The sequence below is a fragment of the Arthrobacter sp. Soil736 genome, from assembly GCF_001428005.1.
Classification (GTDB): Bacteria; Actinomycetota; Actinomycetes; order Actinomycetales; family Micrococcaceae; genus Arthrobacter.
The window spans coordinates 61,015-75,226 of sequence record NZ_LMSB01000074.1 but is presented as its reverse complement, the minus strand read 5'-3'; the positions used below and the strand labels follow the sequence as shown (position 1 = coordinate 75,226).

The 14,212-nt window shown below is 62.6% G+C and carries 17 protein-coding genes; 5 read left to right on the top strand and 12 right to left on the bottom strand.

Annotated features, from left to right (window positions below; translation table 11 throughout):
* Positions 1–963: 963 nt before the first annotated feature.
* Positions 964–1,410, top strand: a complete 447-nt coding sequence (locus ASG92_RS26560; protein ID WP_056635959.1) for a hypothetical protein — start codon at positions 964–966, stop codon at positions 1,408–1,410.
* A 13-nt stretch (positions 1,411–1,423) separates the two neighbouring features.
* Here ASG92_RS26560 and ASG92_RS26555 read toward each other — a convergent pair whose 3' ends face one another.
* Positions 1,424–1,687, bottom strand: a complete 264-nt coding sequence (locus tag ASG92_RS26555) for a hypothetical protein (protein ID WP_157372514.1) — start codon at positions 1,685–1,687, stop codon at positions 1,424–1,426.
* A 110-nt stretch (positions 1,688–1,797) separates the two neighbouring features.
* Positions 1,798–2,109 (bottom strand): hypothetical protein, encoded by a 312-nt coding sequence (locus ASG92_RS29425; protein ID WP_056635954.1) that lies wholly within the window; start codon positions 2,107–2,109, stop codon positions 1,798–1,800.
* A 652-nt stretch (positions 2,110–2,761) separates the two neighbouring features.
* Between ASG92_RS29425 and ASG92_RS29420 the strand changes: the two genes are divergently transcribed.
* The 3 genes from ASG92_RS29420 (at position 2,762) to ASG92_RS26540 (ending at position 4,548) form a co-directional block, all read left to right on the top strand.
* A complete protein-coding gene (locus ASG92_RS29420; RefSeq protein WP_157372513.1) occupies positions 2,762–2,947 on the top strand; it encodes a hypothetical protein in 186 nt (61 codons plus the stop codon).
* A gap of 37 nt (positions 2,948–2,984) precedes the next feature.
* Positions 2,985–3,113 (top strand): hypothetical protein, encoded by a 129-nt coding sequence (locus ASG92_RS30380; RefSeq protein ID WP_277310856.1) that lies wholly within the window; start codon positions 2,985–2,987, stop codon positions 3,111–3,113.
* Between the two features lie 871 nt (positions 3,114–3,984).
* Entirely contained in the window at positions 3,985–4,548 is a 564-nt protein-coding gene (locus tag ASG92_RS26540) for a hypothetical protein (RefSeq protein ID WP_157372512.1), read from the top strand.
* Between the two features lie 155 nt (positions 4,549–4,703).
* On the opposite strand, the gene ASG92_RS26535 is transcribed toward ASG92_RS26540, so the two are convergent.
* The 7 genes from ASG92_RS26535 to ASG92_RS26505 all read right to left on the bottom strand — a co-directional run bounded on the left by ASG92_RS26535 (position 4,704) and on the right by ASG92_RS26505 (position 9,680).
* Positions 4,704–5,258, bottom strand: a complete 555-nt coding sequence (locus ASG92_RS26535; RefSeq protein ID WP_056635946.1) for an RES domain-containing protein — start codon at positions 5,256–5,258, stop codon at positions 4,704–4,706.
* The gene (locus tag ASG92_RS26530; protein WP_056635943.1) at positions 5,259–5,780 is read right to left on the bottom strand and encodes a hypothetical protein; all 522 of its coding nucleotides are present in this window, start codon (positions 5,778–5,780) and stop codon (positions 5,259–5,261) included.
* A 46-nt stretch (positions 5,781–5,826) separates the two neighbouring features.
* Positions 5,827–6,189 carry a hypothetical protein gene (locus ASG92_RS26525; RefSeq protein ID WP_056635940.1) on the bottom strand — a complete coding sequence of 121 codons (363 nt, stop codon included), beginning with the start codon at positions 6,187–6,189 and terminating at the stop codon, positions 5,827–5,829.
* A gap of 120 nt (positions 6,190–6,309) precedes the next feature.
* Positions 6,310–6,621, bottom strand: a complete 312-nt coding sequence (locus ASG92_RS26520; RefSeq protein WP_157372511.1) for a hypothetical protein — start codon at positions 6,619–6,621, stop codon at positions 6,310–6,312.
* Positions 6,622–6,818: 197 nt separating this feature from the next.
* Positions 6,819–7,487 (bottom strand): recombinase family protein, encoded by a 669-nt coding sequence (locus tag ASG92_RS26515; protein ID WP_056635934.1) that lies wholly within the window; start codon positions 7,485–7,487, stop codon positions 6,819–6,821.
* 454 nt (positions 7,488–7,941) lie between these two features.
* Positions 7,942–8,559, bottom strand: a complete 618-nt coding sequence (locus ASG92_RS26510; protein WP_157372510.1) for a hypothetical protein — start codon at positions 8,557–8,559, stop codon at positions 7,942–7,944.
* Positions 8,560–9,083: 524 nt separating this feature from the next.
* Positions 9,084–9,680: a hypothetical protein gene (locus ASG92_RS26505; protein ID WP_056635926.1), complete on the bottom strand. Its 597-nt coding sequence runs from the start codon at positions 9,678–9,680 to the stop codon at positions 9,084–9,086.
* Between the two features lie 194 nt (positions 9,681–9,874).
* Between ASG92_RS26505 and ASG92_RS26500 the strand changes: the two genes are divergently transcribed.
* Complete coding sequence (locus tag ASG92_RS26500) at positions 9,875–10,318, top strand: DUF5956 family protein (protein WP_056635922.1); 444 nt, start codon at positions 9,875–9,877, stop codon at positions 10,316–10,318.
* Positions 10,319–10,695: 377 nt separating this feature from the next.
* Here the strand turns inward: ASG92_RS26500 and ASG92_RS26495 are convergent, their stop codons facing one another.
* The 3 genes from ASG92_RS26495 to ASG92_RS26490 all read right to left on the bottom strand — a co-directional run bounded on the left by ASG92_RS26495 (position 10,696) and on the right by ASG92_RS26490 (position 14,190).
* Positions 10,696–11,130 carry a GIY-YIG nuclease family protein gene (locus ASG92_RS26495; protein ID WP_056635919.1) on the bottom strand — a complete coding sequence of 145 codons (435 nt, stop codon included), beginning with the start codon at positions 11,128–11,130 and terminating at the stop codon, positions 10,696–10,698.
* 15 nt (positions 11,131–11,145) lie between these two features.
* Positions 11,146–11,301, bottom strand: a complete 156-nt coding sequence (locus tag ASG92_RS28850; protein ID WP_157372509.1) for a hypothetical protein — start codon at positions 11,299–11,301, stop codon at positions 11,146–11,148.
* A gap of 132 nt (positions 11,302–11,433) precedes the next feature.
* Positions 11,434–14,190: a PKD domain-containing protein gene (locus ASG92_RS26490; RefSeq protein WP_056635916.1), complete on the bottom strand. Its 2,757-nt coding sequence runs from the start codon at positions 14,188–14,190 to the stop codon at positions 11,434–11,436.
* Between the last annotated feature and the right edge of the window lie 22 nt (positions 14,191–14,212).

Genomic DNA, 14,212 nt, shown 5'->3' with positions numbered 1-14,212 from the left:
TCCACTTTCTTGGTGCAGCCAATATGCGAGCAGACGTGGTATCCATTACTACTCCACTGACGGGTTTCATTGCTCATGGCATGAGCTTAGCTGGACCTGGCGCCGGAGATGGCCGGCGACACCCTGGCCGCCCTGACCCCTCTGCTCGAGCAGTACAACGCCCGAACCTGACCGGGGAGCGTTCTGGTCCATGCCCCACACATAGGGTGCATGGAACCGTTCAGCATTGTCTCGTCGCCTTCATCGTGCTCGTTGTGGCAGCCTTCATCGCGCTGAACGTGCTGGGTTACACGACCCCAGGCGTGATGCTGGGTCTCATCGCCGGAGATTCAGAGCGCTCTGATCGCGGTGACCTCTCTCGCACCTCTCCTTGGGACCAGGCCGCCGATGCCGCAGTACTCGCGCACCTGACGCAACTTTTGCCGGTAGTCTACGCAATAGTTTCTAACCGGATAGCCGTCCGAATAAGAGCCTGAGGGGGTAGTGCCATCAATCGCCCCACCATTCCACCGCTGATAACAGCCGCGCTCGGTGTAGCCCTCCTGCTCGGCGGGTGCACCACGACGTCGGAACTCAAGGCATTGGACAGCCCGACCACCGCTGACGACAAAGTACCGGAAGCCATTACCCTGGGAGATCACTCGGGTGTCAACGCGGACAATGCACGCCTACTGGCGGTCAAGGATGGCGTGAAGTACTTCGCAGCGAAAGACAACGGCCCCGCATGCGTCATTGTCGTACCGGAGGCCAACTTGTCCCTGACGACAGCCGGATGCTCGAGCTCAGTTACAAGAGGTGAGATCGTCAGGCTCAACGTGTGGGCTCCGCTGTCCTCGTCGCGGACGGATTCGATACCGACGATCTGGAGTCTGCAGGCTGGACAAGGATCCATGAGAATATGCTCATCGCACAACGCGGATAAGCCCACACGGCAGCCTCTCAGCACGGCGTTATGGTGGGGGCATGACGGCGGACATGACAGCGGGTGAGTGGGCAGAGGGCCTTTCGTACACCTTGAAAAACTCGGGGCATGGCCCCGAGCAGATTACATTGGCTTCAGCTTCAGACCAACCAGGATTCAGGCGAATCTTGGAGACGGCCAGACGAATCGCGGGGGATGCAGGATGGCAGATCATCGATCTGTCCGTCGAGGACCTTCGGCGGGACTACCGCCTGCCGGAGCGCGGCTATCTAGTCATTCAAAGTCAGAACAATCGGCTTGCGCCCGAAATGGTTCAGGCAGTGGCTACATTTCAGCATTTGGTCACTGCCGATTTGCCTGTCGCGTTGCTGGTTGTTGCCTCACCGAAAGCCATACGATCTCTCCGCAGAGAGCCGGCGCTCGGCTGGCTCAGTCGCGCCGAGGCCATTAACGAAGATACCAACAAGGAACGCCGGGGGCGTGCATGAAATCGACCCCAAGTCAGCGTGGGGGCATCTCATAGGCCACTCCCTGAGTTCCTTTGGTGTTCATCAGCGGCAGCTCACCGGCATACGTTCTCGTGCCGTCCGGTGAGGTCCAAGACACGTTGGAGTGCAGGGCGTTGCCGCCCGCTCGGAACTCAACCACGACGGTCTTGGAACGGATTGACGTTGGCTCTTTGGAGTCGGCGACGATCTGGATGATGGCGCCGGCGGTCACCACCACCGCACCCAGACAAATCCAGATCCATACGTTTCTCGCCACCGGGCGTCCCCTCGTTCATGCGCTGCTTCAGTGAATCATGGCCTGACGCGCATCGAACGCAAGAAGGGACCGCACCCGGGAAGCAGTGCGGCCCCTTCGAAGGTGCCGGGTTAGACGGGGACGCGGTCCAGCAGTGGGTAGACGTGCCCCCGCCATTCCCGCCAGTCGGACATCCGGGGCACTCCGGTGACGGACCGGTTGTGGAACTGGTCATGGATCAGGTGCTGCCACGACGGCACCGCGGCGCCGGTGATGATGCCCTCGTCATCGATCAGCACGTCCCCTTGGACCATGGTCTTGTCGTGGGTGAGGATGAGCCGGTTCACCGCCCTCGGACCGAATTGCTGATCGATGGCGCCAGCTTTCCCGGGACGCAACCGGGGCTGGCCGAGATCGGGAGTGAAGAGGGGAACACATCCCACCCCTCGTCCGCCATCTCCAGGAGGGCCCCGATCGCGTGCGGAACAGGGGTGGAGGCCGTTGTACAGGGTACGGGCGGTTCGTGGCCTCTTTCAGAAGCGCCCGGTTACTCGGGGGCGGCTAGCGTCGCCGACGAAGGTGTAGTGCCGGCTTTAGCTCGCGCCCAAAGTCGTCGTTGGTGTCCACTCGGCGTGGATTCGAGAATGGTCTCGGGGGCGTGAGCTCCAGCAGCTCCGGGAAGTTCTTGATCTTCTTGAGGGTGCGGCCGACGTCGGACGTCGCCATTAGGGCGAGGACAGCATTGTGCGGGCATTCCGTTTGCGGGCCCGACTCAGTTGCCGGGCCACCATGGACGGCGTTAGCTCCAGGCCGTCTTCGGCTTCGTGTCACAGGAACCATCCGACAAGCTGGACTACGTATGGATAACCGCCAGTGGCGTCTTCTGCTTGGCGGAAGGTACCCGAGCGTCGAACCCGCCGGCGGTCAACGTTTGCTGACGGACTTCTCGACGTCCCTCACTGTCACATGGCGGAGGACGAACCGTTCTGCTTGCCGCAGGAATGCGGTGCCTCGTTATCCAGAAGCTCGGACACTGCACGAGGCAGCCCCGCCAAGACCAGGGCGCCGGCAAGCCTTCGTCAACGAAGCTCTAGCTTGGATGGCGGCACCGATCTTGGCCACTTCGTCACGGTCGCCTGCGTGGATCTCGTCGACGGTGATGACAAGCCCGGCGCCGCTCGCCTGGAAGCGCCGGAGAAGAGCCATGCCGGCGTCCTGCCAGCCCTCAGAGAGGGAGACACCGAATCGATCCTCTGCCAACCGGCGCATCGACTCCCCTAGCCGTCGCGGTCTCGGAGATGGTCCCCCAACTATGTACGTGTGCCAGGTCCTGAGCCATCCCGAGCATGACCGTCTCGCCGACCACGCGGGCGCCCGTGATGATCAACAGAAGCTCAGGGGCGCCAGCATCAGCTACGTCGATGACCTGATCGCGAACCTGCTCTGAAACCACGGAACGGGTCCGTTGTCGTCCCCGTCTTGGACGGGAGTTGACGACCAAGCGTCGTTCGTGGCTCCCTCGAGGTAGCTAGAACAGGGGAATGGATCTAAGCACGACCAATGACCTCGGCGTATCTTGCGTCAGGGAAGTCAGCCGGGGGCCTTGGTCGGCGTTTCCCTGCCATTACATATTCGTGGCGAGCGCGGCACTAATATGCAATCACACTTCCGTTGCGCAATGGCACAGAAGTGTGAAGTTTCACATCACTCTTCTCCCGACTCACAGTGAGACCCACATGGGAGAAACTTGCGGCCCGCCGAATCACGATTAGTTCTCAATTGAAGAATTATGTCTCAAAGACGGCGTTGTTCACGAGACGACTGCGAAAAGGATTCCGGCAATGCCGGAATAGACGCGACAGTTCAAGATTCCTTCGACTCATCCCCTTGGGACGTCTTATGCAAATCCAGTATGTTCATTTCCGAAACTACGCCACACCGCTTTAGCATGACAGCGGCACCACACCGGTACCGTTCTAGGTCCACACCACTTCAGTACCACACCGGTCCCGCACCAGCCCCGCATCAATGCCAGACCGCACCGATACCACACCACTTCAGTACCACACCGGTCCCGCACCAGTCCCGCATCAACGCCAGCACCACACTAATACCAACACCACACCGGTACCGCACCACTTCAGTACCACACCGGTACCGCACCAGTCCCGCACCAGTCCCGCATCAACGCCAGCACCACACTAATACCAACACCACACCGGTACCGCACTAATACCAACACGACACCGGTCCCAGTGAGATCGCTCAATGCATGACGTTATATGCATTCTTAGCAATTCGTCTGTCAGAATTGGGATATGCACGAATTACTAGATCAAATGTCAGGTTCATTCCGAGTTCGAACGCGTTCCGGCACCCAATATTTGATTTGCCTTGACGCCCCTCGACACATCGTCAGGTTTCCTGGCGAAGCAGAGCGGGCTCCAGACTACGAAAACGTCGAGGTCGCGGCATTACGGAAAGACGCCGAGGCCATCCCTCTCCTCCAGGTCGTCAACCTCACAGTGGGGCAGCGCGGGCTCATGGCATTGGACATCGTCGGAGGTGGGGTAGTCACCGCGCGAGGGACAACTGAAGTCGTTGATATTCTGCCTCTGGCTGATCTCGTTCAGATCAATCCCGAGAGTGGCGCCAAAATCGGGCAGGTGGCCCGAACCCTAGGTTGGGCGAAGATCTTCCACGTGCCGTACACGTCACCGCCGCTGTTCGTGCTCGACGCGTCGGCCCCCAGGACCCTTTCCATCCGATGCTACGAGAAGCTCGAAACCGGCATCGCCGCGGCGCTTGGCAGCACGGAGTTCTTTTTGGACGCTGCTGAGCACTTCGATGACAAGCAACTGGCCGAAATGAACGAGCTTTAGCTGGAGGCGGTCTCAGATGAATCAGCAAGAGGATGGCAAAGCGCGCCCCGTACGCAGATCGCCGGTCTGTGGATCGTGGCGTGCAGCCTGGCGTTGGCGCTGCTCCGCACCATATTCGACGTCCTGCAAGTGATGGGACGGTGAGGTGGCCTGGTCTAGGTGATGACGCGCCTGATGAGCGCTGCTGCTTCCTGAACGGCATCATGGGTCACGGTCAGCGGTTCCGGGTCGCCGGCCAAGGTCAGCCCGGCAATGTCCCATAGCCCGAAGCTGGCCCAGCGGGGCTCGTAGAAGGACCACCAGGAGAGGCCGGCGTAGTCGTCGGTTTCAAACATGGATCGCGCCCACTGCTGGGTGGAGGCCCTGTCTCTGGAGACGACGTTGCTGGGCCGCAGGGACCAGTCCTGCAGCACCTCCGGGTCATCCAGGTCCAGGATGGCCGGATCCCCCTCGTACTTCACGAGGGCCTTGACCGTACCGGCAGGTGTCCCCGGCGGCGGGGCCAGGATGTCGGAGGTCCATACGGGGTACCGGCCGAAGGCTTCCGCCGCGGCGCCTTCAGCCGTGTCGCCCACGTAGAGCACGGTGTATTCGTGGTCCGGGTCGTCCACCCTGCCGGCTCCCTGCCGCGGCCAGATGTAGAGCGGGTGTCCGTTGTCTGCCGGGGTGGAGGCGTCCGGGTGCCAGTTGAGTACGCGCCAGAACTCCACCTACGCGAACGCTCCCTGTTCGAAAGCCCGGATCGCTTCGATCACCGGGGCTGCGCCTTCGAGCCGGTACACGTCGATGGGGCGGGCACCCAGATGCGGGTCCTGACCTTCCAGCCAGAGCCTGGCCTGGGCCGGGGTGAACGCACTGTGCAGGTGGCCCACCAGGGCATCCAGGTCGGCGAGCTGTGCGCGGTTCTCTTCGTTCGGCGCATCCTGACCGGACAGCCACCGGCCGGGCCTGTCCTTGTTAACACCGAGAAGTGCCGCCACGGCGTTGTTGCCGAGCGCGTTCACCAGACGCTGCGTGACGGCCCTCGGGCCGTAGTCCGGTGCGTCTTTCAGGCCGGCCAGGTTGACCGTGACGGTTTTAGCCGCCGCCTTGCCGCGGCGTGCGGCACGACGGGGCGAGACCTTGAACCCCTTGGGGAGAAGGATGACGCCGTTCCGCATTTTGACCGGCGTCTCCCGGCCGTCGCCTTTCAGGATCACGGTCTGCTCTACGGCCTTCCGCTGCTTTTCCATAGCCCAACACTATCTGTTGGGCGGACCGGGCGGAAGATCCGGGGCGCTAGGGACCACCCATGAGGTCGCAGGTGAAGACACCCTCCGCGGTGCGGATCGAAACGGAGGTAACCACGCTCTCCCCTGGCGGCGGTTCGGCGGCGTAGATGTCGCCGCCGCCGGCGGTTTTCCCGCGCACGGTCAGCCCGTCCAGCGTGCGCCCGGGACGTGGCCTGGCGTCCTGCCCGCAGTTGAACTCGCGGTCATCGTACTGGACGTTGGACGGCACTTCTTTCGGCGTGAGTGTCCAGTCCCACGCCAGCTGGTGGACCTCGTACAACCTGACGCCGACGGGCACGAGCGCTACCAGCAAGGCGATGCAGACGACGGCAGCGGCAACCCAGGCCATCGTGCGCTTCTCCCTGTTCATGCCGCTACTATCCGGGACGCAGTGGGCGCAGTCCACCCACTCCTTCGGGACTGTGCACGATGTCCGCCTTTGCTTGGTCTCTACCCAGGAACATGCGCAGACGCCGGGCTTGGTGGCGCTTCAGCTGGTGAGCGGTTCTTCGCAGTCCGTGCACTCCTTACGCCGGCCGACTGTGTCTTCGGCGATGAGGATCAGTCCGTCGGGGTCGTTGTCCCATTTGTGGGCGACGACCGTGCACCAGGCCGAGTGGTAGAGCGTTCCGGTGCGCGTCACGTAGACCTGGCCGGGGGCAAGCCGCGGGGACCGGTCCAGGCGGAGCCGGGTGGGGTGGACCGGGATGATCGGGCCCAGGTCCTGGGCGTCCTTGTACACCTGCCGGACGTGGCCGACCCGGGTCGTCGGCTTCTTCGCAGGCGCCGGGGAACGGTGCAAGCGGCGCAGCGTTCGAATGTTCCCGGAGACGACCCGGAAGCAGGGCTGGCCTTTGCCGGCACCGCAGCTCGGGCACGGTGACGGTCTTTTCCCGCGGTGCCGGCTTGCGCGTGCTGATGATCCTGCCGCCTAGCGAGGTACCGCCCTGTCCCTTTTTCATGCCGACGATTCTACGTGCCCGGGAGGTGGCCGACCGTTCAGTCACGGGCTGGCAACGGCTTGCTGTTTGCATGCTGGGACCGGCCGCGGCCAAGCACCACCTGCCGTTCATCCAGCTCCGGGACCTCGGTGCCGTACTTCTTCAGGTATCGGTACAGGGTGGCCCTGGACCAACCGACCGTGGCGGCAGCGCGCTCCGGCGTCTTCCCCTTGGACAGGAGCTGGCGGGCAACTTCCAGCTTGGATTCCACGGTGTCCTGGTTGATCGGCTTCTGGCCGAACCGGACGCCGCGTGCCTTGGCCGCCATGATGCCGGCAGGCACCCGCTCGTTGATGAGCTCGCGCTCGTACTCCGCCAGCGTCGCGAACAAACCGAGCTGGAGGCGTCCGGACGCTGAGCTCGGGTCGATCCCGTCCATCAGGGATTTGAGTCCGATGCCGCGTTCCTGCATCTCCGCGACCGTGTTCAGAACGTCGATCAGGGACCGGCCCAAACGGTCGATCCTGTAGACGAGCACCGTGTCCCCGTCGCGGGCGTAGCCGAGCAGCTTGCTCAGGGCAGGTCGTTCGCGAGCCGACTTCGTCCCGGAGAGCTGGTCGAAGTAGATGTGCTCCTCTTTGACGCCGGCCTCGATGAGCGCATCAAACTGCATCTGCCCGTGCTGGTCGGTGGTCGATGTCCTGACGTACCCCAGTAGAAGTCCCATGCCCAGATGCTACGTCCGGGTTGTGTCATTTTGCCTCGAGGATCTGTGAGACAGCACGAGTGAGACAGACTTGGTGAGACACTTTTGGCCAGTGATTGGCTGGTTTCGTCCGGTTCAGGGCACGTAGCACCAAGCCAGAGTTCGTGAGACTCGGCGGGGCCAGGTCAGGCTCGGCGCCGAGCGAACGGGCAGCCTGTTCACGGCGCACGTCGTTGCACCGGGAACACCCCCGGCGCCGCCGGCCCGGTCTTCAGCGATGACGACGGGACCCGCCCCGCCGACTCGATGGTCGAGCGGTTCATAACAACACAAATTATTCAGCAGGCTTTATTCAGCAGGCTGGTATTGATTCCCCCTTTTGGGAAACGGCCGGTGCCCCGTCTCAGACAATGACTCCGGCCCTTCCCAACATCGCGCGTTACTTCGTTCTCAGTGGAAGGAGCGGACAGCCTAGCTAACGCTTGGTGACCGGTCCGCCGCTTGCCCAAGCGGCCCGTGTGATCCCGGTGCAGTGCGTGGGGCTGCTCTTCAATGCCGTGAGGCCGGAGTAGTAGTCGTGGGTGAATCCGGACGAGTCGTTGAAGATGGAGTTCGGGATCGGGTTAGCGTCGCTGCCGTCCTGGAGCACGTACGGCTTGTGCGTCCGGCAATTGACGTAGTCTTCCGGGTGATGGTTATCTACCATCGGCTTCGGCGCCGTGCCCGCCGCATCATAGTCGGACGTGATTCCATGACCCCACTCGTGTTTGAACACGTTGCGGCCGTATGCGTCTATCGCCGGCACTTCGATCTCTGAGAACAAGGGGTCGGTTCCCGTGTTCCACGTCAGACCGCCTACATGGGCGATGTTGTCCGTGGAGTTCGTCCCGAAATCCCAGCCGTAGGGCTGCGACAGCACAATGTATGAATCAAAACCCGGGTCTTGGTCTGCTTTGGTTGACCAGGGTGAAGGAGTCCAGCCGCCGTAGCCATCAGCAACGAGGGTCGCACCGCTCAGCGGCGTGTCAATCGTCTTTATCGACACGGCGGGATTCTGTCGGCCACCGCTCCAAGACGGAATGTCGGTGTTCACGAACGTGTTTGACGCTGTCCTTCACCGTAGTCAACTCATCAGGAGTCAGGCTGGCCACCAGTCGGTGGGACCCGCCGCCCGTATCCGTATACGTGAGATCGGTATTGACGTACACGATGGCCTCAATTTTCCACGACGGCGCGGAGCGCACCGCACCTGCCGGGGCGGCCGTGGCACCCACGCCAAGCACGGATAAGGCGAAAATGGCGAGTATGGCAGTGATCCTGGATGCTCGTGCCGACTTTCCTGGCCGTGGACCGCGCGGGGATATTCTTGCATGGAATTTCCTTCGCTAACGAAGCATTTGCTGATCAGCGCACAACCAGGGCTGTCCTAGTCGTCGAGACCATGCGCCGAAGTGGAACTGGGATGTTGCCCTGCCGGCCATATGTTCATGGACCGCCGATGCGCCGAGCCGATCACTGGGCCGCGACGTATGAATACCCCGAAAGTGACCGGCTTACGGTTTGCCATGCTGGTTTCGGCTACCGAGTCTCCCACAGCCCCGCATCAGGTCGACCCCTTCAGCCGACCTGGACCGGCACAAGGGAGTCGGTGGTGGTGCCGTTGCCAAGCTGACCGCGGTCGTTGAGACCCCAGGCCCATACGCTTCCATCGGTCTTCACCGCGTATCCCGATTCGTAGGCGGTGGTCATGTTCTGGACGCCGGTCAGGCCCGTTACCTGGACTGGCACAGTGGATAAGTTGGTGGTGCCGGTCCCGAGCTGGCCGTAATCGTTGCTGCCCCAAGCCCACACCGTTCCATCAGTCGTCACCGCGTGCGCCGAGAAATAGTCGGAGACCACGTTATGGACCCCGGTCAGGCCCGTTACCTGGACCGGCACAAGGGAATCGGTGGTGGTGGTGCCGTTCCCGAGCTGGCCAAAGAAGCCGTTCAGGCCCCAAGCCCAGACCGTTCCATCGGTCTTCACCGCGTATACAGAGCCGTAAGTGGTCGTGACGTTCTGCACGCCGGTCAGGCCAGTGACCTGCACCGGCACGGTGGAGTCGTTGCCTGTGCCGTCCCCGAGTAGGCCGTGGCTGCCGCCGCCCCAGGCCCACACCGTCCCGTCTGTCTTCAGCGCGAATACCGATAAAAATCCGGTGGTCAGCACGGACACTTACACGATCACCTCGGTCGACCTGGTTCACATGCTGCAGACACTCGTCATCGTCCGCACCGAACCCAACGCTGAAGACTTGGCCGCACTTGAGAACATAAAGGCAACCGTCAAGGGGCGCTGAAGTCGCGGCGCGGCGCCCAGGGTATCGGGTTCCCTGTACTTCCTGATAACAACGGGCCAGAGGAGGCATTATGTGGGAGTCGGTACCTGCCGGCGGGCCGGATGAGGGTTGGTCCGACCTCGACGAGAACGGCTGGGGTGCCCTGATCGGCTGGGCCGCTGGTCCGGAGAACCTCCGCCGGGGACCTCTGGCCGACGACAGCACCAGGACGGTGGCCGTGACAAGGCAAGACAAGGACGGAAACGTCACGAAATCCGGCGAGCCCTTTACTGCGGAGGACCGGCAGATCGTAGTCGAGGCGGTGAACTCCTATCTGGCCGATGCCGGAGTGGAGCAGCGCCCGGGAGGGTTCCGCTGGTTCGTCAGGCTCCCGGGGCAGTTCTCCACCTGGGAGGAATTGCGGGCCGCCGTTACGGGAGCGGTTTATGCCAGGGAACGCCAGCTGGCCCATCCGCGGGACATCGCACCGATCATGAAACAGGAAGTGCAGCGACTGTACGGCAATCAGGAGTAGACCGGCTCCTGCGGCACAGATGGCCCAGCGCTAGGATACCTACGTTCCATCGCAAAGTCCGGGCTGCGGCGAGGGTAGGGGTTATCGGCAATATCCTTCCGATTCGGGATCTTGCCGAGCATCGAGTCCGAGAATCTGGGCATTTCGGAAACATCTTGCCGATTCCGACCGAAAACCAGTTATTGTCCGAGCCCGTGCGCGTTAGATAGCGGACGCTGGGCATCAGTCGCCCTCGGGCCGGCTGAAACCCTGGGATTCTCCCGCTACCTCATTCGGTAGCAGCTGCCTCCGCTTGACTTCCGTCGGTAGAAATCTGTCACCCATGATCCTGGTGCCGCCGGGGACTCGGTTGAGCAGGAAATCAGGCGGGAAGGTACTCACGAGGCGCTGCTCCAGTTCCAGCCCCGCCCGGTCCTGGCCGCAAAAATGCGTGTCGTGTTCAGGGCACGGAAGGAATCGATGGACAGGACGGAGGTTTCCTTGTCAGGGAAAATCAGGCGGTCGAACTGCTTGGTCCCGCTCCAGTGCCGCTTGATCCTAACGCCGATGTCCCATGCCTGACCGACGTAGGCCTGTTTGTACCGGTCAAGGACCATGACGTAGGCCCCCTCCACGCCGTCGACAGCGGCCAAGTCGGTAACAGGCTTCAGGTTCTTATGCTTGCCGAGCATCTCGGTCAGGGCCGCCAGGAAATCCTTACCGGAAAGCTGCCTGAAGAAAGCCATGTTCAGGTCGAAGTTCTCCAGTGCTGCCTCGCGCTGCCGGGAGCAGAAGTCATCCGAGTGGATTCGGTGGCCTTCGTCCTCATACATCCAACTGTGAGCCGCTCACTGCTCTTCGGTGTACATTTCCGGGGGAGCCCAGGTCGAGTTCGTCTTGTTGGGCAGCGCGTACTCGTCCCTGATGAGCCGGAAACTGTGTTTGCTGGCCCGAAGGGTCTCCCCAAAGTGCTTCACCGGGGGAGTCGCAGCTGTCCTTGCCATGGGTCGTCTCTTCGACATTGGGTCCTGCTCGTAATCGTAGGGTCTAATTGGCCCCTTGGCCGGTCACCTGCTTTAGCGTCTGATTTTTGTGTGGATCGTGCGCCGTGCCCCTCGAGCACGGTGCGAGGGGAGTTACGGCGTCTTGGGTCGAAGCGCAACCAGCCAACCGGCCCACTCGCGGGCGGCGCTGAACGTCCACGTCTTCGCCCCGCTTGGTCCCGCGATCGCCTGAATGCCGTCGGCGACCTCGAAGCGGCGTGCGCCGGTCTCGACTGCCTGGACCATCCCGGCCGGCGGAGTGAGGGTGACCGAGCCGGAGTTGACGCTCATGCATCCGACGAGCATCGCGTTCGCAGTCGTGCTCGTCACTGCCGGGACGGTTCCCGAGGATGCTGCCGCGCCGGACGCAGACGTGGCGACGCCGTCGAGCCCTCCGGCGCCGGAGTACCGTGCGATGCCTCCCCCGCTCGTCGTCGAAGTTGTCGTCCAGGAATAGCTCGCCGACTCGGACCCGGTGGCGACCTTGTAGTAGCCGTAGACTTTCGGGTTTGCGATGGTGGTCACCGCCGCCAACGGTGTCCAACCGGTCGGGACGCCTGTCGCGGCGATGCTGCCGCCGTTCAGGGACACACAGCTGACGAGCAGATCACCCTGGGCGACGCCCGCCGGCTGGGGGATCGTGAGCGTGGTGCTCGCTGCGGTGTTCGTGGCTTGACTCACCGACTCGCGGACGATGCCGCTGCCGCCGCTGGGGCCGACGCTCCAGGTCTGCGTCGCTGCTGTCGCGTCGGTGTTGCCGGCTGCGTCGGTGCCCCAGACATCGAATGTGTGGGATCCGATCGACAACCCGGTGTAGGTCTGGGGCGAGGTGCACGCGACGCGCGACGCACCATCCAGGCTGCACTGGAACGTCGAATTGGCTTCACTCGAGGTGAATGCGAAGGAGGCGCTGGTCGACGTCGATGTCGCAGGTGGTCCCGACGTGATCGTCGTCTCCGGGGGCGTGGTGTCCGCTGGCGGAGGCGCCGGGTTGACCGTGATCGTCGAGCTGGTCGAACCCGAGCCGGTGCCGTTGGTGGCGGTCAGGGTGGCGGTGTAGGTTCCGGCGGCGGTGTAGGTGTGGGCCGGGTTCTTCGCGGTGGACGTGCCGCCGTCGCCGAAGGCCCAGGACCAGGACGTCGGCGAGCCGGTGGAGGTGTCGGTGAAGGACACGTTCAGCGGGGCGGTCCCGGAGGTGGGGGTGGCCGTGAAGGAGGCAACGGGCGCGGTGCTAGTGGTGGTGCTGAAGGCAGCTGCCGGGAACGCTGCGCCGACAGAGCTATTCAGACGGGGAAGACGATTGGAGTCTTCCACCATGCCAAGAACACCGTAGTGGTTGAACGTGGTGCTGTAGGAGCCGGGGGAATTCAGGTTGGCGCCAGTCATGACAGCCGGAATATGGTTCAGGCTCGTGGACCCTCCGACACCTCCGTCCTCGTCAAACGTGACATAGAGCAGAGAGTTGTGCGTCTTGGCCCAGGTGGCATACGCACCCAGATTGTTCTGGAGCCAGGTATCCCCAGTGTTGATGGAGCAGTCGTGCATAGAGTGGCACGTGTCGGGTGCAACGATGGAGACGTTCGGCAGCTTGGTGTAGTCAGTGGGGAAGGCTGTCCAGTCCTGCCCCGCGGATGCGGGGACTCCGGTCCAGTGAAGCCACGGCGAGTGGTATGCCAGCCAGTTCACACCAGAGATGAGACCCTCCGAGTAGCCAGAGAAGGTCTTCCCTGCCGCAGCCAGCTGACTGTACATGTTCGGACCAGTGAACGGCCAGTAAGAAGAACTGTCGTCCGTGACTCCCTGCGTGGAGCCCGAGAACAGAGCCACATAGTTCGGCTGCGAGGGATGGGCCTCCGCGTAGGCATTCGTCAGGTTCACGCCGATGCTGTTCGCAATGGAGTTGATGTACGGAGCCGTTGAGTTACCAATGACGTTCTGGTAGGACTCGTTCTCCTCCATCACGATGACGATATGATCGTAGGTCGGCACCGCGCCTGCCGCTACCGGGCTGACCGTGATGGTCGAGCTGGTCGAACTTGAGCCGGTGCCGTTGGTGGCGGTCAGGGTCGCGGTGTAGGTTCCGGCGGCGGTGTAGGTGTGGGCCGGGTTCTTCGCGGTGGACGTGCCGCCGTCGCCGAAGGCCCAGGACCACGACGTCGGCGAGCCGGTGGAGGTGTCGGTGAAGGACACGTTCAGCGGCGCGGTGCCGGAGGTGGGGGTGGCCGTGAAGGAGGCAACGGGCGCACCGGGGGGCGGTGCCGGGCTGACCGTCTTTATGATGAGGTCGTCAATGTAGGTGTCTTCCATTTGCTGGTAATGCTCGGCACCGTTTAGCACACTTGTCACGGATGAGGCCACCGTGTTCACCTGGGCGCTGGAGTAGACTGAGGAACCGTCAAACCACACCTCTACGGTTGTCGCGCCGCCGTTGGGGATGACATGTATCACGACGTGGTGCCAGGCATTCATTGAAATGCTGGAAGCTATTAGGCGCGTGTAGGTGGGCGACCCGTCGGGCGCAAGAACCCGCAGCCATAGTTGGCCGTTGCTGTTGTATCGGTAGACATCGACGAAGCGGGTACTTCCCGAGAAGAAACGGAAATATGGGACATCGTTGCCACTGACTCCGGCCTGGGTGATGTTGAACCAGCCATCGGCGTAGACCTGTGAAGTGCCCGAGGGCAGCACGGTTGAAAAGTTCGCCCGTGACCCGGGATCCGTGGTCGCATGCAGATGTGCGGAGCAGGCGCCGGTGTGCGCTTCTGCCGAGGAAACCGATGCTGTTCCGGTCCCGCCGGTCTGCACAAGGAACCCGTCCAGGGTCCCTGATTCGAAGTTGTCGGCGACCACAACTGTGCCGGGATAGCTATCG